Annotated in this window: 20 protein-coding genes and 1 pseudogene; 4 read left to right on the top strand and 17 right to left on the bottom strand. The window is 70.7% G+C overall.

The window, feature by feature from the left end:
* From FMEAI12_RS12905 to FMEAI12_RS12895, 3 genes are all read right to left on the bottom strand, one after another.
* On the bottom strand, positions 1-226 hold a 226-nt coding region (locus FMEAI12_RS12905), incomplete at its 3' end, for a methylmalonyl-CoA mutase family protein (protein WP_235013941.1).
* A gap of 358 nt (positions 227-584) precedes the next feature.
* Complete coding sequence (locus tag FMEAI12_RS12900) at positions 585-1,217, bottom strand: hypothetical protein (protein WP_071059416.1); 633 nt, start codon at positions 1,215-1,217, stop codon at positions 585-587.
* Between the two features lie 212 nt (positions 1,218-1,429).
* Positions 1,430-1,858: an STAS domain-containing protein gene (locus tag FMEAI12_RS12895; RefSeq protein WP_112106202.1), complete on the bottom strand. Its 429-nt coding sequence runs from the start codon at positions 1,856-1,858 to the stop codon at positions 1,430-1,432.
* A gap of 338 nt (positions 1,859-2,196) precedes the next feature.
* Between FMEAI12_RS12895 and FMEAI12_RS12890 the strand changes: the two genes are divergently transcribed.
* Positions 2,197-2,652, top strand: a complete 456-nt coding sequence (locus FMEAI12_RS12890) for a hypothetical protein (RefSeq protein WP_112106206.1) — start codon at positions 2,197-2,199, stop codon at positions 2,650-2,652.
* Positions 2,653-2,729: 77 nt separating this feature from the next.
* Here the strand turns inward: FMEAI12_RS12890 and murA are convergent, their stop codons facing one another.
* Both murA and FMEAI12_RS12880 read right to left on the bottom strand, forming a co-directional pair.
* Entirely contained in the window at positions 2,730-3,992 is a 1,263-nt protein-coding gene (gene murA, locus FMEAI12_RS12885; protein ID WP_112106205.1) for a UDP-N-acetylglucosamine 1-carboxyvinyltransferase, read from the bottom strand.
* Between the two features lie 147 nt (positions 3,993-4,139).
* Positions 4,140-4,609, bottom strand: a pseudogene (locus tag FMEAI12_RS12880) (NUDIX hydrolase).
* Here FMEAI12_RS12880 and FMEAI12_RS12875 point away from each other — a divergent pair.
* The 3 genes from FMEAI12_RS12875 to FMEAI12_RS12865 are packed head-to-tail and all read left to right on the top strand — an operon-like array spanning position 4,608 to position 7,158.
* Entirely contained in the window at positions 4,608-5,651 is a 1,044-nt protein-coding gene (locus FMEAI12_RS12875) for a hypothetical protein (RefSeq protein ID WP_235013940.1), read from the top strand. The pseudogene FMEAI12_RS12880 and the gene FMEAI12_RS12875 sit on opposite strands and share 2 nt — an antisense overlap.
* 40 nt (positions 5,652-5,691) lie before the next feature.
* Positions 5,692-6,540, top strand: a complete 849-nt coding sequence (locus FMEAI12_RS12870) for a hypothetical protein (protein WP_112106201.1) — start codon at positions 5,692-5,694, stop codon at positions 6,538-6,540.
* Positions 6,541-6,585: 45 nt separating this feature from the next.
* Positions 6,586-7,158 (top strand): cob(I)yrinic acid a,c-diamide adenosyltransferase, encoded by a 573-nt coding sequence (locus FMEAI12_RS12865; RefSeq protein ID WP_071059412.1) that lies wholly within the window; start codon positions 6,586-6,588, stop codon positions 7,156-7,158.
* Positions 7,159-7,282: 124 nt separating this feature from the next.
* Here the strand turns inward: FMEAI12_RS12865 and FMEAI12_RS12860 are convergent, their stop codons facing one another.
* The 12 genes from FMEAI12_RS12860 to glyA form a co-directional block, all read right to left on the bottom strand.
* Positions 7,283-7,540, bottom strand: coding sequence for a F0F1 ATP synthase subunit epsilon (locus FMEAI12_RS12860; protein ID WP_018502335.1), 258 nt, complete (start codon positions 7,538-7,540; stop codon positions 7,283-7,285).
* Positions 7,540-8,979, bottom strand: a complete 1,440-nt coding sequence (gene atpD / locus FMEAI12_RS12855; protein ID WP_020458662.1) for a F0F1 ATP synthase subunit beta — start codon at positions 8,977-8,979, stop codon at positions 7,540-7,542. The genes FMEAI12_RS12860 and atpD overlap by 1 nt, the downstream gene beginning before the upstream one ends.
* 188 nt (positions 8,980-9,167) lie before the next feature.
* Entirely contained in the window at positions 9,168-10,064 is an 897-nt protein-coding gene (locus FMEAI12_RS12850; RefSeq protein ID WP_071059411.1) for a F0F1 ATP synthase subunit gamma, read from the bottom strand.
* A 3-nt stretch (positions 10,065-10,067) separates the two neighbouring features.
* A complete protein-coding gene (gene atpA, locus FMEAI12_RS12845; RefSeq protein WP_071059410.1) occupies positions 10,068-11,729 on the bottom strand; it encodes a F0F1 ATP synthase subunit alpha in 1,662 nt (553 codons plus the stop codon).
* Positions 11,730-11,828: 99 nt separating this feature from the next.
* A complete protein-coding gene (locus FMEAI12_RS12840) occupies positions 11,829-12,668 on the bottom strand; it encodes a F0F1 ATP synthase subunit delta (protein ID WP_071059409.1) in 840 nt (279 codons plus the stop codon).
* Between the two features lie 2 nt (positions 12,669-12,670).
* Entirely contained in the window at positions 12,671-13,252 is a 582-nt protein-coding gene (locus FMEAI12_RS12835; protein ID WP_020458658.1) for a F0F1 ATP synthase subunit B, read from the bottom strand.
* A gap of 13 nt (positions 13,253-13,265) precedes the next feature.
* Positions 13,266-13,514 (bottom strand): ATP synthase subunit C, encoded by a 249-nt coding sequence (locus FMEAI12_RS12830; RefSeq protein ID WP_020458657.1) that lies wholly within the window; start codon positions 13,512-13,514, stop codon positions 13,266-13,268.
* Positions 13,515-13,583: 69 nt separating this feature from the next.
* Positions 13,584-14,471: a F0F1 ATP synthase subunit A gene (gene atpB / locus FMEAI12_RS12825; RefSeq protein ID WP_071059408.1), complete on the bottom strand. Its 888-nt coding sequence runs from the start codon at positions 14,469-14,471 to the stop codon at positions 13,584-13,586.
* A gap of 372 nt (positions 14,472-14,843) precedes the next feature.
* Entirely contained in the window at positions 14,844-15,131 is a 288-nt protein-coding gene (locus tag FMEAI12_RS38070) for an AtpZ/AtpI family protein (RefSeq protein WP_020458654.1), read from the bottom strand.
* A gap of 188 nt (positions 15,132-15,319) precedes the next feature.
* Positions 15,320-15,841 carry a hypothetical protein gene (locus FMEAI12_RS12815; RefSeq protein WP_112106200.1) on the bottom strand — a complete coding sequence of 174 codons (522 nt, stop codon included), beginning with the start codon at positions 15,839-15,841 and terminating at the stop codon, positions 15,320-15,322.
* Positions 15,838-16,947 carry an MraY family glycosyltransferase gene (locus tag FMEAI12_RS12810; RefSeq protein ID WP_112106199.1) on the bottom strand — a complete coding sequence of 370 codons (1,110 nt, stop codon included), beginning with the start codon at positions 16,945-16,947 and terminating at the stop codon, positions 15,838-15,840. Before FMEAI12_RS12810 ends, FMEAI12_RS12815 begins: the two co-directional genes overlap by 4 nt.
* Before the next feature lie 117 nt (positions 16,948-17,064).
* Positions 17,065-18,321: a serine hydroxymethyltransferase gene (gene glyA, locus FMEAI12_RS12805; RefSeq protein ID WP_112106198.1), complete on the bottom strand. Its 1,257-nt coding sequence runs from the start codon at positions 18,319-18,321 to the stop codon at positions 17,065-17,067.
* Between the last annotated feature and the right edge of the window lie 21 nt (positions 18,322-18,342).

The following is an 18,342-nucleotide window of genomic DNA, read 5'->3' as shown; positions in this document are numbered from 1 at the left end:
CGAGATGCGCGACCGGCACACCCACCTTCCCGACCTCACCACGCGCCAGCACATGATCCGGGTCGTACCCGGTCTGCGTCGGCAGATCGAAGGCCACCGACAGACCCGTCTGCCCCTTCGCCAGATTGCGCCGGTACAGAGCGTTACTCTCCGCCGGACTCGAATGACCCGCGTAGGTCCGGACGATCCACGGCCGGTCACGCTCCGACCTGGCCACATCCGTCATCGCCGCCTCCTAGCGCTCCGTGCGACGCCCAGGAACCGGCAGCCGGACGGACGCCGCCCCCGCGCGCAGAGCCACAGGCACGGGCCGTGCGCACGGACCTCGGGGCACATCCGACGCCGAGCCAGGACGGGGATCAATGGCCGCCGATCCTCGCGAGATCCGGCGACGGCAGCAGCGTAGCCGCCGATGCCGGTCCGGCGCCCCCAGTGCGCAGGGCCCGGGCCGGCCGAGAGCTCCTACGGAGAGTTACCCGGAACAGGGCTACCCAGACGCTGGACGTCCAGGCGGCTGCCGTTCAGCGGCGGACGTTCAGGCGACGGAAGGGCTCGACGGCGGCGGACGCGGGTGGCGGCGGGCCTCAGGCGGAGGAGCAGGCGCTCGGGCCCCAGATGTTCTTCAGGTCGGCGGGGATCAGGTCGCAGGCCGCGGTGCCGCGGCCGACCAGGGTCCACGGGGCGCTGCCGACGCGCTTCCACACGTGCGGGTCGGGGGCGTCCGTCTCGGCGACCCCACGGATCTCGGTCATACCGACGGCCCAGAACTCGTCGCGTTCCTTGTCGACGCCCTCGACGGCGCCGTAGAACATCCCGTTGGGGATCGTGACGTCCGACGCGACCGGGGCGGCGGCACCGGTCTTCTTGCGCACCTCGTAGGCGGCGAGCCACATCAGCGGCTGGCGCAGGGTCGTGGGCTCGTTGCCCTTGAGCGCCAGCGTCCGCGCCCTGCCGGCGACCCGGCTGGTCTCCCAGGGGACCGAGGGCAGCGGGGGGCTGAGGATCGCGTCGTCGGGCTGCTCGACGGCGACGGCGCCCGGCGTGGCGGAGTCGTCGGAGGCCCAGACGAGCCCGATGACCACCCCGAGCACGACCGCGACCACGAAGGAGGCGGCCACGAGGAGCGGCCGCTGCTGCTGGGTCCAGGCCGCGGCCCCCGGCCGGGCCGCCCGACCACCGGCTGGGTCCACCCCCGCGGGCACCTCCACGTCCAGCATGTCTGTGTCTTACCTCCACCATGCCACGACCCGGCCCGATTATCGGGAAAGCATGCCCTATGCCGGCTCGGCGCCCGCCAACGGGGACTTGCCGATCACTCAGCGTCCACGGACGATCGTCGCCGGTGACGAATCTCACGGGACGAAGCCGCACCCCCGGGGGCGCTCTCTCAGGCTGCGGGCACGCTCAGGCCACGGACCCGGTGGGGACTTCAGGCCGCGGGGACGCTCAGGCCGCGGGCGCGGCGGGCGTGGCCGACCGTGCCGTGCCCGCCAGCACCGGGAGGCACGGCAGCGAGCCGGTCGGGCGCGATCTGGACGCGCAGCAGACGTCCAAGGCGGTCGACCGCGAGCAGGCGTCCGAGGGCCGCGGAGGCGTCCACCAGGACGAGCGTGCGGCCGAGGGCGCGGGCCCGGCGGGCGCCCCCGAGCAGCACCCCGACACCCGCGTGGTCGCCCAGCTCCAGCCCGCCGACGTCGACGTGCAGTGGGCCGCGACCGGCGTCGATCGCGTTGTGCAGCAGCATCCGGAGCTCCCCGACGGATCGGACGTCCACCGTCCCCACCAGTCGGAGGGTCTGGTTCCCGCCCTCGCCGGGACAGTCCGCCTCCACCGCCCGCACCGTCGACGACTCGCCCATCGCGGCCTCCGATTCCCCATGCACCGGCAGGCCGAGACTGTCGCGTCGGGCCCGCCGTTGGGCACCTGCACCTGCGCTCGGCTTGCCGCACACAGCTGGACGAGTCCCGCGGACAGCCGATCGCAGTGGGGGGCTACTCGGAACCCACCCATGGCGATGATCTCACCAATCTCTCCCATATGTTCCATTTGACTGGTGTGACGATCCAGCTCAGGCCCAAAGACCCATCCGAACGTCGGTGTCGGTGCGACGATGGACCTGGCGGGAAACGAACCTGGGACCAGGGCACCGAAGGCCCCGGGCGCCCCGCGACAGACCAGACGGACCAAGGGGTGATCATGGAGACCACCGCTCTCGGCTTCCTCTATGGACCCACCCTGGTCCTGATCGCCGTCGGTGTGCTGGTCGCCGTCTGCCGGCTGACCTCGACGCCGGACGCGCACACCGATCACGACGCCGATCACGACGCCGACCACGACCCGGACGCGGATGGCGGCGCCGATGGCGGTACCGGTCATCCGGGCGGCGACCGGCGCGCGGATGACTTCGGCCTGCTGGTCGCCGTCGCCACCGTGCCTAGCGAGCGGGCCGAGCGGCTGCGGGCGACCCTCATCGGCAGCGGCGTGCGCGCCACCCTGGCGCCCGCGCGGCCGGTGCCCGCCCCGGTGAGCCCCCGCGGCGACCTGCTCTACCTGGCCGGGGAGCTCCAGCACGTGCTCGTCTTCGCCGCCGACCTGCCCAGGGCCGTGCACGCGCTCGCCCAGAGCCGCCGCGAGCCCACCGACGGCGCCTGACCCGCCCGCCGACACCCGTACCAGTCCTGGCCCAGGTCCGCCGGTCGGTTGTCGCGGTCAGCTCGGCCGCGGTCGACTCAGGCCGCGGCCGCCGAGGACGGCTCGCGGCGGATCTCGGCGCCGAGCGCGGTGAGGTTCTCCACGAAGTGCGCGTACCCGCGGTCGATGTGGTGGACGTCACGGACCACGGTCGTGCCCTCCGCCACCAGGCCTGCCAGCACCAGCGCCGCGCCGGCGCGGACGTCCGAGGCGAGCACGGAGGCGCCGGTCAGCCGCGGGGTGGGCCGGACGACCACGTGATGGCCGTCGGTGCGCAGGTCGGCGCCGAGCGCGTGCAGCTCCCGGCAGAACACGAACCTGCTGTCGAAGACGTTCTCGGTGATCAGCGAGATTCCCTCGCTGACCGCCTCCAGTGCGATCACCTGCGGCAGGAGGTCGGTCGGGAAGCCCGGGTAGGGCAGCGTGACGACGTCGATCGAGCGCGGCCGCCCGTCCGCGCTCACCCGGAAGCCGTCCTCGACGAGCTCGACGGCCGCCCCCGCGCCCGCGAGCTTCTCCAGGACGATCCCGAGGTGCTCGGCCCGGCCGTGCCGGATGGTCACGTCGCCACCGGTCATCAGCGCGCCGATCGCCCACGTACCCGCGACGATCCGGTCCGGGACGGTGCGGTGCAGCACCGGCCGCAGCCCCTCCACCCCCTCGATGACGAGCGTGGACGTGCCCGCGCCGTCGATCCGGGCGCCCATGGCGGTGAGCAGCGCGCACAGGTCGGCGATCTCCGGCTCCTGGGCCGCGTTGTCGATCACGGTCGTGCCCTTGGCGAGCGCCCCGGCCATCAGCAGGTTCTCGGTGGCCCCGACGCTCGGGAAGTCCAGCCAGATCGAGGCGCCCTGCAGCCGCCCGGAGCAGCGGGCCACCAGTACCCCGGCCTCGACGTCCACCACGGCACCGAGCTTCGTCAGGCCGTTCATGTGGATGTCGAGCGCGCGCGAGCCGATCGCGTCGCCACCGGGCAGCGCCACCCGGGCCTCCCCGCGGCGGGCGACGAGCGGCCCCAGGATGGCCACCGACGCCCGGATCCGGCGGACGAGCTCGGCGTCCGCGGTGGCATCGACCACCTCGGGTATGTCGATGACGATCCGACCCCCGGCCCGGTCACGCTCCGCCCCGGCCCCGAGGCCACGCAGGACGTCGGCCATCACCGAGACGTCAAGGATGTCGGGTACCGCGTCCAACGTGGTGCGGCCGGGCGCGAGCAGGCTCGCCGCCATCAGCTTCAGCACCGAGTTCTTCGCGCCCGGAACGGCGACCTCGCCGACCAGCCTGGTCCCGCCTGTCACGACGAAGCACTCCACGGGCTCCGATGCTAGGTGCTCCGTGGAAGATCTTCAGCGCGGCCTCGGCAAACGGCGCGCCCCGGCCACAACCGGACACCAACGAAGACCTCCGGGGACCACCGACATCCATCCGACGATCTGACCGGATTGCTATGCATGCGGCGCCGAGGCAGAGTCCACGGCAGCACCGGGCGAACCGGCGACGCCCAGCACGCGCACTCCGTCGTGGTGACGCAGGAAAGGCTCCGGCTGGCCGGCGAGCGCGTCGGTGACCCGCACGGCGAACGCGGGCACCGACCGCTGGACGACCTCGTCCACGGTGAGCCAGTCGACCGCCACGGACTCGTCGGTCTGGGAGCTGATCACGGCGGAGACCGCACGGCAGAGGAAGACCATCGCCACGACGCCCATGGGCAGGTTGAGGTAGATGCCGTAAGGCGAACCGGCTCCACGAGCGCCCCGGTCTCCTCCCGCACCTCGCGGCGAAGCCCGTCCTCGAAGGTCTCACCACGCTCGAGGACTCCGCCCGGAATCTGCCACGCGCCGGTGTCCCGCCGCTGGATGCAGAGCACGCGACCGTCATCTCTGCGTGTCACACCGGCTACGCTTACGGAATGCATGCGCGGAACCTACCAATTGGGTTACGTCGACTTGGATTACCTGGACCTGACCTGGACTTCGGTTTCGGTGCTCCTAGCGCGCCTTGAGTCCCTGCCGCCGGAAACCCACGCCTCGTACGGGACCGAGGCCCGGGCGTTGCTCGAGGATCCGATCGCCACGGATGACGCGCTCGCCGCGATTCTGGGCGACCCGTCCCAATCCGAACAGGCGCGATTCAACGCGTTCTATTGCGTGCAGGCGCGCGCCTGGCGTCGCAGGGATCACCTGACTCACCGGGCGAACGTGGACCAGTACCAGTCCCCGTTCGGCGATCATCCGATGTTCTACTTCATGCAGGCCGAGTACTACTCCTCACTCGACGGCGAGCCGGCGAACAGACAGGCAGCTCTCACTTTCGCGCTCGAAGCGGTGCGCCGGCTGTCGTCGATCCCAGGGGTCCTCCATCTGGCGGCCTCGATCATCGCGGATCAGTACGAGGCGGACACGGACCCGGATCCCCAGCTCCTGCTGGAGGGAGAACGGCTGATCCGGCAGGCGATCGCCCTCAGCCACGGCGCCTACCCGCGTTATCACGGCACTCATGCCCGCATAGCCACTCTCCGGGGCGCATACGCCACGGCTCGAGCGAGCATCGCGCGAGCCATCGACGAGGAGGACAGCTCGGGAGCCGAGTACGCGCTGCGAATCGGTGACTACCAGTTGATCCGCGCCCGCATCCAGTACGCGCAACAGGCCGATCTGCTCCGGATAGGACAGAACGAGGCGACCACGGAACTGCGCGGTATCCGGACCCAGATCCTCGAGATCATGGGCCTGCTCGCGGCGGTGATCGCGTTCATCACGACCGCCGCCAACATCGCGGCCGGGCAACCTCCGGGACCGGCGTCGGGCCTCCTCACCTGCGCCGGAGGCGTGACGCTCCTGGTGTTCTGGGGCTTCCACATCCTGGTCATCGGTGGCGGAGACTCCCGACGGCGCCTACTTCCCCTCCTCCTGGGGGCGATACTCCTCGGCGTCGGCCTGGCACTCGCCGGACACTGACCGACGAAGCAGGGGCGAGAGGGGAAGGTGACTGGCGGAGATGCAGGTGACGGTGGCCTCGAGCTGGTCGGCAAAGGCCCACAACGAGGACGCTTGCGGATTTCGAGCGGACGGCGCCTGGGTGGTCGACGGAGCGACAGCCCTCGAAGCCGGACCGCCGATCGAGGGCCTTCCCGCCGCCGCCTGGCTGAGCTCGGTGGCCGACGACTACCTGCGCAGCGTCGACTGGGACGGTGCCGAGCTCGCGGACGTCCTCGCACGGCTGGTCGGACACGTGACGGCGCGGGCGCGGCTCGCCGGGCTGCCGTACGCGGGCACGTGCCGCTCCACCGGGTTCCCCACCGCCGCGATCTCGGTGGTGCGGCAACGCGGTGACCTGCTGGACCTGTGCCTTCTCGGCGACGTCCCCGTCGTGCTGGCCCCGGCCGGCGGCCGGCCGTCTCCAACCGTGTTCGTGGATCCTCAGTTCGCGACGACCGAGCGGACGATCCTCGATGCCATCCGGGCGGACATCGACCACGGCGACGATCCGGCGGCAGCTTATGGACGGGCACGCGGGACCCTGCTGGAGCGCCGCCGGCGGCGTAACACGTCGCGCGGGTCGTGGATCCTCGGGGACGTCCCGGAGGCCACCCGTCACGCGCACTGCCGCACTCTTCGCCTGACCGGCGGCGAGGACCTGCTGCTGCTCTCGGACGGCTTCGCCCGGCTTGTCGAGCCGTTCGCCCTGGTGGACGGGTACGGGGCTCTCGTTGACGCGGTGCGCCGCGGAGCCGCGGAGGAGCTGGTGCACCGGCTCCGCGAGACCGAACAGGCGGACCCCGAGTGCCGGCGCCATCCGAGGTTCGGGGTCAGTGACGACGCGAGCGTCGTGCATGCCGTGATCTGAAGGTCTTCACGGGCACCGGGACGGCGGCGCCCATACAGTGACGCCATGGCGGTGCACCTGACCCGGATCTACACCCGTACCGGCGACGACGGCACGACGGCGCTGGGTGACATGTCGCGGGTGGCGAAGACGTCGCCACGGCTGGCCGCCTACGCCGACGTCGACGAGGCGAACGCGGCGATCGGGGTGGCGCTGGCGCTGGGCGAGCTGGGCCCGGACATCCGCGAGACGCTCGGGCAGGTGCAGAACGACCTGTTCGACGTGGGTGCCGACCTGTGCACCCCGGTGGTCGCCGAGCCGAAGTACCCGCCGTTGCGGATCACCGACAGCTACGTCGACCGTCTTGAGCAGGCCTGCGACCACTACAACGAGAACCTGGCGAAGCTCAGCTCGTTCATCCTGCCCGGTGGCACGCGCGGGGCGGCCCTGCTGCACGTGGCGCGCACGGTGGCGCGCCGGGCCGAGCGGGCCTGCTGGGCGCTGGTCGAGGCGGAGCCGGAGGCGACGAGCCCGTTGCCGGCCCGTTACCTGAACCGCCTGTCCGACCTGCTGTTCATCCTGTCCCGGGTCGCGAACCCGGACGGGGACGTCCTGTGGAAGCCGGGCGCCGGCGGCTGAGCAGAGCCCCGGCGACGGCCTGGGGCCGACGGAGCCTGGGGCTCTGCCGGCCTCTGGAGCCGCCGTCTCGGCTTCGACGCCGACAGGTGTCAGCGCCGAAGCCGGGGTGTTCCGGCGAACCGCGTCAGGCGATCGTCGCGCTCTCGGCGAGGATGCTGACGCCCTCCTTGGTGACGGAGACGAAGCCCCCGTCGACGGCGGCCGAGATCTCCTGGCCGCCGACCTTCACCCGCACGGTCTGGTCGCGCACGAGCACGGCCAGCATGGGGATGTGTCCCGGCAGGACACCGATGTCGCCGTCGACGGTCCGGGCGACGACCATGTCGGCGTCGCCGGACCACACCTCCTGCTCGGGCGAGACGATCGCCACCCGCATCGGCATTACAGGTTCTCCGCGTTCTTCTCGGCGTCCTCGATCCCGCCGCACATGAAGAACGCCTGCTCGGGCAGGTGGTCGTAGTCGCCCTGGGTGAGCCGGCGGAACGAGTCGATCGTCTCGTCGAGCGGGACGAACTTGCCGGGGATGCCGGTGAACTGCTCGGCGACGAAGAACGGCTGGGACAGGAACCGCTGGATGCGGCGAGCCCGGTTGACGAGGATCTTGTCCTCTTCGGAGAGCTCGTCGATACCGAGGATGGCGATGATGTCCTGCAGGTCCTTGTAGCGCTGCAGGATCCGCTGCACCTCGCGGGCGGTGTCGTAGTGCTCCTGCCCGATGTACCGGGCGTCGAGGATCCGGGAGTTCGAGTCCAGCGGGCTCACGGCCGGGTAGATGCCGAGGTCGGAGATCGCCCGGTCGAGCACCGTGTTGGCGTCGAGGTGGGTGAACGTCGTCGCCGGGGCCGGGTCGGTCAGGTCGTCCGCGGGGACGTAGATCGCCTGCAGCGAGGTGATCGAGTGACCGCGGGTCGAGGTGATCCGCTCCTGCAGGGCGCCCATCTCGTCGGCCAGCGTCGGCTGGTAGCCGACGGCGCTGGGCATCCGGCCGAGCAGCGTCGACACCTCGGAGCCGGCCTGGGTGAACCGGAAGATGTTGTCGATGAACAGGAGCACGTCCTGCTTCTGCACATCCCGGAAGTACTCGGCCATGGTGAGCGCGCCGAGGGCGACCCGGAGCCGGGTGCCGGGCGGCTCGTCCATCTGGCCGAAGACGAGCGCGGTGTCCTCGATGACGCCGGCCTCGGTCATCTCCAGGAACAGGTCGTTGCCCTCGCGGGTGCGCTCGCCGACGCCGGCGAACACCGACACGCCACCGAACTCCTTGGCGACCCGGCGGATCATCTCCTGGATGATGACGGTCTTGCCGACGCCGGCGCCGCCCATCAGACCGATCTTGCCGCCTCGCACGTACGGGGCGAGCAGGTCGATGACCTTGATGCCGGTGGTGAACATCTCCGTCTTCGACTCGAGCTGGTCGAAGGCCGGCGCCGAGCGGTGGATCGGCCAGTAGGTCTCGGCGTCGACCTTGTCCACGTCGAGCGGGTTGCCGAGCACGTTGAACACGTGGCCCTTGGTGGCGTTCCCGACCGGGACGGAGATCGGCGCGCCGGTGTCGCGGACCGGAGCCCCGCGCACGAGGCCGTCGGTCTGCTGCATGGAGATGGCGCGGATGGTGTTGTCGCCGATGTGCTGCGCGACCTCAAGGGTCAGGACCGCGGTCTCGCCGTCGATCGTGCGGTCGACGTGCAGCGCGGTGTAGATCTCGGGAAGCTCGTCGGGGGCGAACTCGACGTCGACGACCGGTCCGATGACTCGGGCGACTCGGCCGATCCCCGGAGTCCGGCCCTCCGCCGTGGTCGGCGAGCTGGTGGTGACGGTCATGGCGTCCTCGGTTTCACTGTCGTTGCCCGCCGCCGCGGGCTTCGGCTTGACGTTCGTCGGTGTCGACGCCGGCAGCGGAGTCGATGCCGGCTGTGAGCCCAGTGTCCACACCGGTCCGCCCGCCGCCTAGTGCGTCGGCCCGCCGCGGTGCACGCCGGGGCAGGGGTGGCCGGAAGATCACAGGTCTCCTACGCGCCGGACGCCAGGGCGTTCGCGCCACCCACGATCTCGGAGATCTCCTGGGTGATGGCGTCCTGGCGGGCCCGGTTGGCCGCGCGGGTGTAGGTCTTGATGAGGTCCTCGGCGTTGTCCGTCGCCGACTTCATCGCGCGCTGGCGGGCCGCCGACTCGGAGGCCGCCGACTCCAGCAGCGCCGCGTAGAGACGGCTCTCGACGTACCGCGGGAGCAGCGCGTCGAGGACGGCCTCGGCCGACGGCTCGAACTCGTAGTTCGGCAGCGGCCCACCGGCCGGCGGCTCGTCGTGCTCGCGCAGGACCATCGGGAGCAGGCGGTGCGCCACCGCGTTCTGGGTCATGGCGCTGACGTACTCGGTGAAGACGAGATGGATCTCGTCGACACCGCCCTCCTCGGTGGGCGTGGTGAAGGCCGTGATGAGGGCGTCCGCCACCGCCTTCGCGTCGCTGTAGCTCGGCTGCTCGGAGAAGCCGGTGTAGTCGCCGGCCAGCGCCCGGCCGCGGAAGCGGTAGTACGTCCCCGCCTTGCGGCCGACCGCGTAGAGCAGCGGCTCCTTGCCCTCCTCACGCAGCAGCTCGACCAGCTCCCCGGCGCGCTTGAGCGCGTTGGAGCTGTAGCCGCCGGCGAGGCCGCGGTCGCTGGTGATCACGACCACGGCTGCCCGCGTCGGCTCCGGGCGCTCGGTGGTGAGCGGATGAGCGATCGTCGTCTGCGACGCCACGGCACTGATCACTCGCGTGATCTCCTCCGCGTACGGCCGGGACGCGGCGACCCGCGCCCTGGCCTTGGCGATCCGCGAGGCGGCGATGAGCTCCATCGCCTTGGTGATCTTCTTGGTGGACTGGACCGTCTTGATCCGCCGCCGATATTCGCGAAGCTGGCCCGCCATGGGTCAGTGACCCGCGGTCTCGTCGGACGGCTTGCGGTGGTGGACGGCGATCTCCTCGCGCTCCACCGCGGACGGGTCGAGCGCCTCGGGGACCGCCTCGTTCACCAGCTGCTTGCCGCTCGACAGCGTGAACTGCTCCTTGAACTCGGCGATGGCCGACTCCAGGGAGGAGACGAGGTCGTCGCCGAGCTTCCCGGTGTTCACGATGGTGTCGTAGATGGCGCTGTGGGTCCGCCCGACGAAGTCGAGGAACTCGGCCTCGAAGCGGCGGATGTCCTCCACCGGCACGTCGTCCAGCTTGCCGGTGGTGCCGGCCCAGATCGACACGACCTGGCGCTCGACGGAGAACGGCTTGTTCTGGGGCTGCTTGAGCAGCTCCACCAGCCGGGCGCCGCGGGCGAGCTGGTCGCGGGAGGCCTTGTCCAGGTCGGAGCCGAACGCCGAGAAGGCCTCCAGCTCGCGGTACTGGGCGAGGTCGAGGCGCAGGCGGCCGGCGACGGACTTCATCGCCTTGACCTGCGCGCTGCCGCCCACTCGGGAGACCGAGGTACCGACGTTGATCGCCGGCCGGACGCCCTGGTTGAACAGGTCCGACTCCAGGAAGATCTGGCCGTCGGTGATCGAGATGACGTTCGTCGGGATGTAGGCCGAGATGTCGTTGGCCTTGGTCTCGATGATCGGCAGCCCGGTCAGCGACCCGCCCCCGAGCTCGTCCGAGAGCTTCGCGCAGCGCTCCAGCAGACGGGAGTGCAAGTAGAAGACGTCGCCCGGGTAGGCCTCACGGCCCGGCGGGCGGCGCAGCAGCAGCGAGATCGCGCGGTACGCCTCGGCCTGCTTGGAGAGGTCGTCGAAGACCACCAGCGAGTGCTGGCCGTTGTACATCCAGTACTGCCCGATCGCCGAGCCGGTGTACGGGGCGATGTACTTGAAGCCCGCCGGCTGGTCGGCCGGGGCGGCGACGATCGTGGTGTAGGCCAGCGCGCCGGCCTCCTCGAGGGTGTTCACCACCTCGCGGATGGTCGTCTTCTTCTGGCCGATGGCCACGTAGACGCACTTGACCTGCTTCTTCGGGTCACCGCTCGCCCAGTTGTCACGCTGGTTGATGATCGCGTCGATCGCGACGGTGGTCTTCCCGGTCTGCCGGTCGCCGATGATCAGCTGACGCTGACCCCGGCCGATGGCGGTCATCGCGTCGATGGCCTTGATGCCGGTCTGCAGCGGCTCCTTGACGGGCTGGCGCTGCACCACCGACGGGGCCTGCAGCTCGAGCGCCCGGGTGCCGGCCGCGGCGATGTCACCGAGGCCGTCGATCGGGCGCCCTAGCGGGTCGACGACCCGGCCGAGGAAGCCGTCGCCCACCGGGACGGCGAGGATCTCGCCGGTCCGGCGGACCTCCTGGCCCTCCTCGATGTGCTCGGCGTCGCCGAGGATGACGCAGCCGATCTCGCCGACCTCGAGGTTGAGGGCCAGTCCCAGCACGCCGCCGGAGAACTCCAGCAGCTCGTTGGTCATGGTGTGCGGAAGGCCCTCGACCCGCGCGATCCCGTCACCGGTCACGACGACACGGCCGACCTCCTCCCGGTCACCGGAGGTGGCCTGGAAGGAGTCGACGTACTCCCGGAGGGCGTCGCGGATCTCCTCCGGCCGGATGGACAGCTCAGTCATCGCGTTGGTCCTTCATGGCTGGCGTGGATCTGGTCATCGGTCGTCTCTGCCGGTTCTGGGATCGGTCCCGGCTTCAGCTCACCCATCGCGCTCCGCGGCCTAACGGGTCAGCCCGCGGCGGGCTGCCGCGAGGCGGCGCAGGACGGTGCCGTCCACGACCTCGTCACCGACCCGTACGGCGACACCACCGAGGACAGCGGGGTCGAGATCGATCTGGAGCTGGATCTGCCGGCCGAAGAAGCGGCTGACCGCCACCTTCAGCCGCGCGATCTGGTCGTCGTCGAGCACGGTCGCGGTACGGACGACGGCGACCACCCGCCCGCGGCGGGCGGCCGCGATCCGGCTGAGCTGCTCCAGGCGCCGCTCGATGTCGCCCTGCTCGCGGTCGGCCACCGCCTGCTCGGCCAGCCGCAGGGTCACCGGGTGGGCGCGGCCGGACAGCAGCCGCGTCACCAGTCCCACCTTCGCGGACGTCGGCGCCGCCGGGTCGGTGAGGGCGAGCGAGAGCTGCGGGTTCTGGCCGAGGATCCGGCCGAACCGGAACAGCTCGTCCTCGACCTCGTCGAGGGCGTCGGCCGCCTCCGCCTCCGCCAGCGTCGCCTCGACGGCGAGCTCCTCGAGCGCGTACCTGAGGTCGACGGGACGCGACCAGCGACCGGCGACGGCCGCCGAGACGACGGCGAGCGCCCCCTGGCTGATCTGCCCGCCGAGCAGACGGGCCGCGAGGCCCGTCCGCGACTGGGGCGGCGCGCCCGGGTCGGTGAGGGCGCGCCGAACCGTCGGCTCGCCCCCGACGAGGGTGGCGACCGCGCTGAGATCGCCGGCGATCCGACGGACCTCGGGCGCGACCGTACCGGCGGTTGCGCCGATCGGCACCGCCGTCACCTGGTCGAGGACCGACCTGGCGGCGGCGAGCGACTGCCGGCTGGCTCCCTCCACCGTCAGACTCCCGGCCCGGCCGGGACGGCGTCAGGCTGCGGAGCCTCGTCGAGACCCGCGATGAAGTCGTCGACGAGCTGCCGCTGGCGGGTGTCGTTCTCCAGCTCGCGGCCGACGATCCGGGTCGCGAGCTCGAGCGCGATCTCACCGATCTCACGGCGCACGGAGGCCACGACCTGGGCACGTTCCGCGACCAGCGCCGCGTCCGCCCGCTCGCGGATCTCGGCGACCTCCTGCTGCACCTGCGTGCGCAGCTCCTCGACGATCTGCCGCCCCTGTGCCTGGGCGTCCTCGCGGATGCGAGCCGCCTCCGAGCGTGCTTCGGCGAGCTGGGAACGGTACTGCTCGAGCAGGGCCTGTGCCTCGCGCTCCGCCCGTTCGGCGCGGTTGAGACCACCTTCGATACGTTCGGCCCGCTCGGCATAGGTCTTACGGATCTGTGGGTAGATCTTCCAGAAGAAGAATCCGACGAGAAGACCGAAGGCCAGCAGGCCGACGATCAGCTCGGCGAGCGGCGGCACAAGGACGCTGTCCTCGTGTTCCGCGCCTTCTTCGGCGGCGGCTAGAACTAGATTCTGCAGCACAGGGCGCCCCGGATCAGGTGAAGACGAACGGCACGACGAAGCCGATGAGGGCGAGCGCCTCGACGACAGCGAAGCCGATCAGCATGTAACGGAAGGCCACCTGCTCGGCCTCGGGCTGGCGGGCGATGGCCTGGATACCCAGACCGAAGATGATGCCGACGCCGATGCCAGGGCCGAGGGTCGCGATGCCGTAGGCCACCGTGCCGATGTTGCCGCTGATCGCGTCATCAGCGGCGAGCAACGTGGCCGCGGAAAGAGACATCGTAGGGATCCGTCCTTCTGTGGTCGGTGCACCGGGGCTCTCCCACGGTGCGCGTGGGTCGATTCAGGTTCAGGCCCGCGCCACCGCGCCAGCGGCGGTGACCGGCGCACTTGTTTCGTGGCCGTGGATCGGGGAGTGGTCCGCCGCGTGGTCTCCGCCGCCGTGCGAGGAGATCGCGCCGCCGATGTAGGCAGCTGTGAGGACCGTGAAGATGTAGGCCTGCAGCACGTCGATCATCAGCTCGAACAGCGTGAGAGCGATCGCCATCAGGCCGGAGACCAGCCCGAACACGAACTGGGGCTTCGGCAGCAGGTAGTCGGCGCCCAACGCGAAGACCAGCAGCAGCATGTGGCCGGCGAACATGTTGGCGAACAGCCGGATGGCGAGGGTGGCGGGGCGGGCGATCATCGTCGAGACGAACTCGATCGGAGCCAGGATGACCTTCACGAACAGCGGCGCGGTCGGCGCCGGCACCAGCATGTCCTTGAAGTAGGTACCGGCCCCGTGTTCGCGGATACCGACGATGTTGAAGATGAACCAGCTCACCGCGGCCAGGATCATCGGCAGCGCGATCCGCGACGTCGTCGGGAACTGCGCGACCGGAATGACCGCCATGACGTTGGAGAGCAGGATGAAGCAGAAGAGAATTGTCAGGTACGGGGAGAACGTCCTGCCTCGCTCGCCGATGACGTTCTGAGCGATCTGGAGATCGACGAAGTCGTAGATCGACTCGCAGAAGTTCTGGAGCCCGCGCGGCACCAGCGTCGCCTTGCGGAACCCCAGCCAGAGGAAGCCGCCGACGAACAGCGCGACGAACAGAGTCAGCGCGGACCACTTGTTGAAGTAGAAGTCGATCGGGCCCAGGTCGAACTCGAACCAGCTCTTCGGCTTGAAGACATCGGGAGTCGGCCCGTGGAAGCCGTCATCGGCCGCCAAGAGCACCGATCCGCTCGGCACTTCCGATACCTCCAAGATCATTTATGCTGACAAAGTTCGCGATCCCCCCGGGGTCGGATCGACCTCACCCTATACGGGATGGGCCGCCGCTCCGGGCAATCGAAGACACGCGGATGACCGTCGGACGCGACCCGCTCACAGCCCCGGTGGCAAGGGACACGCTGTCCCGGACCCGGCGCGTTCGACGCGGGGACGTCCTGTGTCGAAGGCATCTTCACGACGCTCTTCGACAGGGCAGATGCTATCTGCCCGGGCGCTGGAGAGCACTGGTTGCAGGACTAAGATCTCCGACAGACAGTCGAACGTTCATCTTCCGTTGGGTTTTTGGACATGTTGTCACACTACGTCATCGACACACTGCCCTGAGCGCCGTCAGCGGCGGGCTCCGAACCGGTAGATGACCAGATAGAGCGACGCGATGATGCCGACGATGAGCCCGATCGGGAAGAACAGGGCGTCGAAGCCGGCGAGCCGATCGATCCCCAGACCGACCAACCCCCAGAAGCCGCCGCCGGCGATGAGCGTGCCGATGACGCCCCAGGCTTCGCCCGGCGGTGGATTCGGTGACGCGGCCGAGCCCGAGCTTAGTCTTTCTTCCCTTTCACTATTGTCCTTTTTGCCCGAATCTTCGCGATCGGGCCCGTTGGTGCCGTTCGCCATCACGTTGTTCCTAATCCTGGATCACCGCTGATCCGCTGATCCCCGGCCGCCCCGAGGCTCGTCCTCACCGGTCCGGCGGCCTGTCCTCGCCGGTCCCCCGACTGGTCCGCACCGGCCGCCGGCCGATCCGCACCCGGCTCCCGGCTGGGCGCACGGCCACCGGTCATCGCGGTGGCGGCCGCCACGGTCTACGGCTGTTCGCCGGACGCCCGCGGCGGGCGCGCGGCCGCGGATGACGGATTCCCCCGGACGGGGCCGCCGGGGCGAGCGACCCGCGACGGATCGAGCGGAGCGACGCGGGACGGATCGAAGGTCGCCGGATCGTAGAACGGCACGCGCAGCCTGGTGGCGGCCCAGACCTCGGCGCCCACCCAGCACAGTGTCGCGGCCATGATCGACCAGGCGAAGCTGGGCAGGTCGATCGCCGTCGCGTCGCGCAGCGCCACCAGGATGACCCCCAGAGTGGCGACCTTCGCCGCGTAGATCCCGAGCGCGGCCGGCAGCAGCATCGTGGTGGCGCCGCGCCGGGCGACCGCGACCAGGGCGAGCTTGCCGAGCGCGAAGAACGCCGCCACCAGGCCGACCGCGAGGGCTCCGCCGGCGATTCCGGCCGCGCCCCGAATGGCGCCGGTCAGCACAAGGACCACAGCCAGCAGCACCGCCATCGTGCACAACCCGGCGCGCAGCGCCGGGCGAGCCGCGGCGATCATGCGCGCCGGGCCGCGCGCTGGCCCGTCAGAAGAAGGGCGAGCAGCGCGAGCAGCCCCACGCCGACTGTGGCGACGAGGATCGGCAGCGGCGAGTCGGAGAAGGAGGCCGCCACTCCCCCGAAGCCGACGAGCGCGGCCCAGAAGTACATCAGCAGAACCGCCCTGACGTGGGAGTTGCCAATCGAAAGAATTCGATGATGCAGGTGCATCTTGTCCGCCGCGAACGGCGAGCGCCCCGCCTTCGTCCGCCGGATGACCGCGAGCCCGAAGTCGAGCACCGGGACGGCCAGCACCGCCAGCGGGATGGCCAGCGGAATCAGCGACGGAAGCTGTTGGGAGGGTCCAGCGTAACCCCCGTACGCGACCTGACCGGTCACCGAGATCATCGAGGCGGCCGAGAGCAGCCCGATGAGCATCGAGCCGGAATCCCCCATGAACAACCGGGCTGGGTTGAAATTGTGCGGAAGGAAGCCGACACACACCCCGGCGGTGACCGCGGCGAGCAGCGCGGCCGGTGAGGCCCGGTAGAAGCCGTTGGTCACCGCGATCTGGTAGGCGAAATAGAACGTGGCACCGGCCGCGATCGCGGCGACCCCGGCGGCCAGGCCGTCCAGGCCGTCGATGAAGTTCATCGCGTTGACCAGGATGAGCGTGGCGAAGATGGACAGCGGGACGGCGGTCTCCGGCCCGAAGCTGAGTGTGGTCTCGCTGTTCCGGTCGATCGCGAAGGACCACTGCACGCCGAGCAGGACCATGACGCCGGCGGCCGCGACCTGACCGGCGAGCTTGGTCAGCGAGTCCAGCTCCCAGCGGTCGTCGGCCGCCCCCAGCAGGCAGATCAGCGTGCCGGCGACCAGGACGGCACGAGTCTCCGACCAGTCCTGGGAGACCACGGAGAGGAACGGCAGTTGATCGGCCACCTCGAGGCCCGCATAGAGCCCGGCCAGCATCGCCAGGCCACCGAGCCGCGGGGTGGGCGTCGCGTGCACGTCCCGGGCCCGGGGCCGGGCGACCGCCCCGACACGGAAGGCGATCCAGCGGGCGATCGGCGTCGTGAGGAAGGTGACCGCCGCCGCCACCGCGAAGACGAGCAGATACTCGCGCATCCCTACCTGTTCCGCCGTTTCATCCTGCGCCGTTCCGGGCTCTCATCGTGCGCCAGCCGGCGCGGTCGCCCGCCGCCACCCGCAGCCGCGAACGGGCCGTGGCCCGCGGCCGCCCGGCTATCTCGGATAGGCCGGATGGCGGTTGACCAGCACGGACACCGCGGCGGAGACGTCGGCCGCCGCGGACGGGTCACGCACCGCACGGGCGATCAGACCGGCGATCTCCTTCATTTCGCCCTCCCGCATGCCCTGCGTCGTCACCGCGGGAGTGCCCACCCGGATGCCGGAGGAGATCGCGGGCGGCTGCGGGTCGTACGGGATGGCGTTCTTGTTGAGCGTGATGCCCGCCGCGTCGCAGCGTGCCTCGGCGTCGCGGCCGGTCACGCCGAGCTCCCGCAGGTCGAGCAGGGTCAGGTGGGTGTCGGTGCCGCCCGCCACCGGCCGGACGCCCTCGGCCGCCAGCCCCTCGGCGAGGGCCTGGGCGTTCGCGATCACCTGGTGGGCGTAGATGGCGTACTCGGGGGTCGCGGCCTCCTTGAGCGCCACCGCCTTCGCCGCGACGGCGTGCATCAGCGGCCCGCCCTGGCTGAACGGGAACACCGCCTTGTCGATGCGGGCGGCCAGCTCCTCCCGGCAGAGGATCATGCCGCCGCGCGGGCCGCGCAGCACCTTGTGCGTGGTGAAGCTGACGACGTCGGCGTGCGGCACCGGGCTCGGCAGCGCGCCGCCGGCGACCAGCCCGATGAAGTGCGCCGCGTCCACCATCAGCCAGGCGCCGACCTCGTCGGCGATCGAGCGGAACGCGGCGAAGTCGATGCGGCGGGGGTAGGCCGTCGCCCCGCAAATGATCATCTTGGGCCGGTGCTGCAGGGCCAGCTCACGGACCTGGTCGTAGTCGATGAGCTCGGTGTCCTCCCGGACCCCGTAGGCCACGACGTCGAACCACCGCCCGGAGAAGTTGACCCGGCTGCCGTGCGTCAGGTGCCCGCCGTGCGGCAGCGACATCGCCAGGACGGTGTCCCCCGGTGTGAGCAGGGCGGCGTAGACGGCGAAGTTCGCCTGCGTGCCGGAGTGCGGCTGCAGGTTCGCGTGCTCGGCGCCGAACAGCTCCCGGGCCCGCGCGATGCCGATCTCCTCGGCGCGGTCGACCACCTGGCACCCGCCGTAGTAGCGGCGCCCCGGGTAGCCCTCGGCGTACTTGTTCGACAGCGTGGAGCCGAGCGCCGCGAGCACCGCCGGCGAGGTGAAGTTCTCGCTCGCGATGAGCTGGAGGCCGCCGCGCAGCCGCTCCAACTCGTCGACCACGACGGCGGCGATGTCCGGATCGGTGGCCCGCAGCTGGTCGAAGTCCGGGCCCCAGAACGGAGTACTCACGATGACCCACCTCCCGCCGGC

The sequence above is a fragment of the Parafrankia sp. Ea1.12 genome (assembly GCF_900465275.1).
GTDB classification, from domain to species: Bacteria; Actinomycetota; Actinomycetes; order Frankiales; family Frankiaceae; genus Parafrankia; species Parafrankia soli.
This window is presented reverse-complemented; position numbering and strand designations above follow the sequence as displayed.

What these genes read in the sequence shown, in the direction of transcription:
- FMEAI12_RS12895 (WP_112106202.1), bottom strand. Translation starts at nt 1,858, where the DNA reads ATGGGCGAGTCGTCGACGGTGCGGGCGGTGGAGGCGGACTGTCCCGGC.
- FMEAI12_RS12815 (WP_112106200.1), bottom strand. Translation starts at nt 15,841, where the DNA reads ATGATCGCCGCGGCTCGCCCGGCGCTGCGCGCCGGGTTGTGCACGATG.
- FMEAI12_RS12810 (WP_112106199.1), bottom strand. Translation starts at nt 16,947, where the DNA reads ATGCGCGAGTATCTGCTCGTCTTCGCGGTGGCGGCGGCGGTCACCTTC.
- FMEAI12_RS12850 (WP_071059411.1), bottom strand. Translation starts at nt 10,064, where the DNA reads ATGGCGGGCCAGCTTCGCGAATATCGGCGGCGGATCAAGACGGTCCAG.
- FMEAI12_RS12870 (WP_112106201.1), top strand. Translation starts at nt 5,692, where the DNA reads ATGCAGGTGACGGTGGCCTCGAGCTGGTCGGCAAAGGCCCACAACGAG.
- FMEAI12_RS38070 (WP_020458654.1), bottom strand. Translation starts at nt 15,131, where the DNA reads ATGGCGAACGGCACCAACGGGCCCGATCGCGAAGATTCGGGCAAAAAG.
- FMEAI12_RS12900 (WP_071059416.1), bottom strand. Translation starts at nt 1,217, where the DNA reads ATGCTGGACGTGGAGGTGCCCGCGGGGGTGGACCCAGCCGGTGGTCGG.
- FMEAI12_RS12890 (WP_112106206.1), top strand. Translation starts at nt 2,197, where the DNA reads ATGGAGACCACCGCTCTCGGCTTCCTCTATGGACCCACCCTGGTCCTG.
- FMEAI12_RS12865 (WP_071059412.1), top strand. Translation starts at nt 6,586, where the DNA reads ATGGCGGTGCACCTGACCCGGATCTACACCCGTACCGGCGACGACGGC.
- atpD (WP_020458662.1), bottom strand. Translation starts at nt 8,979, where the DNA reads ATGACCGTCACCACCAGCTCGCCGACCACGGCGGAGGGCCGGACTCCG.
- atpA (WP_071059410.1), bottom strand. Translation starts at nt 11,729, where the DNA reads ATGACTGAGCTGTCCATCCGGCCGGAGGAGATCCGCGACGCCCTCCGG.
- FMEAI12_RS12875 (WP_235013940.1), top strand. Translation starts at nt 4,608, where the DNA reads ATGCGCGGAACCTACCAATTGGGTTACGTCGACTTGGATTACCTGGAC.
- FMEAI12_RS12830 (WP_020458657.1), bottom strand. Translation starts at nt 13,514, where the DNA reads ATGTCTCTTTCCGCGGCCACGTTGCTCGCCGCTGATGACGCGATCAGC.
- FMEAI12_RS12860 (WP_018502335.1), bottom strand. Translation starts at nt 7,540, where the DNA reads ATGCCGATGCGGGTGGCGATCGTCTCGCCCGAGCAGGAGGTGTGGTCC.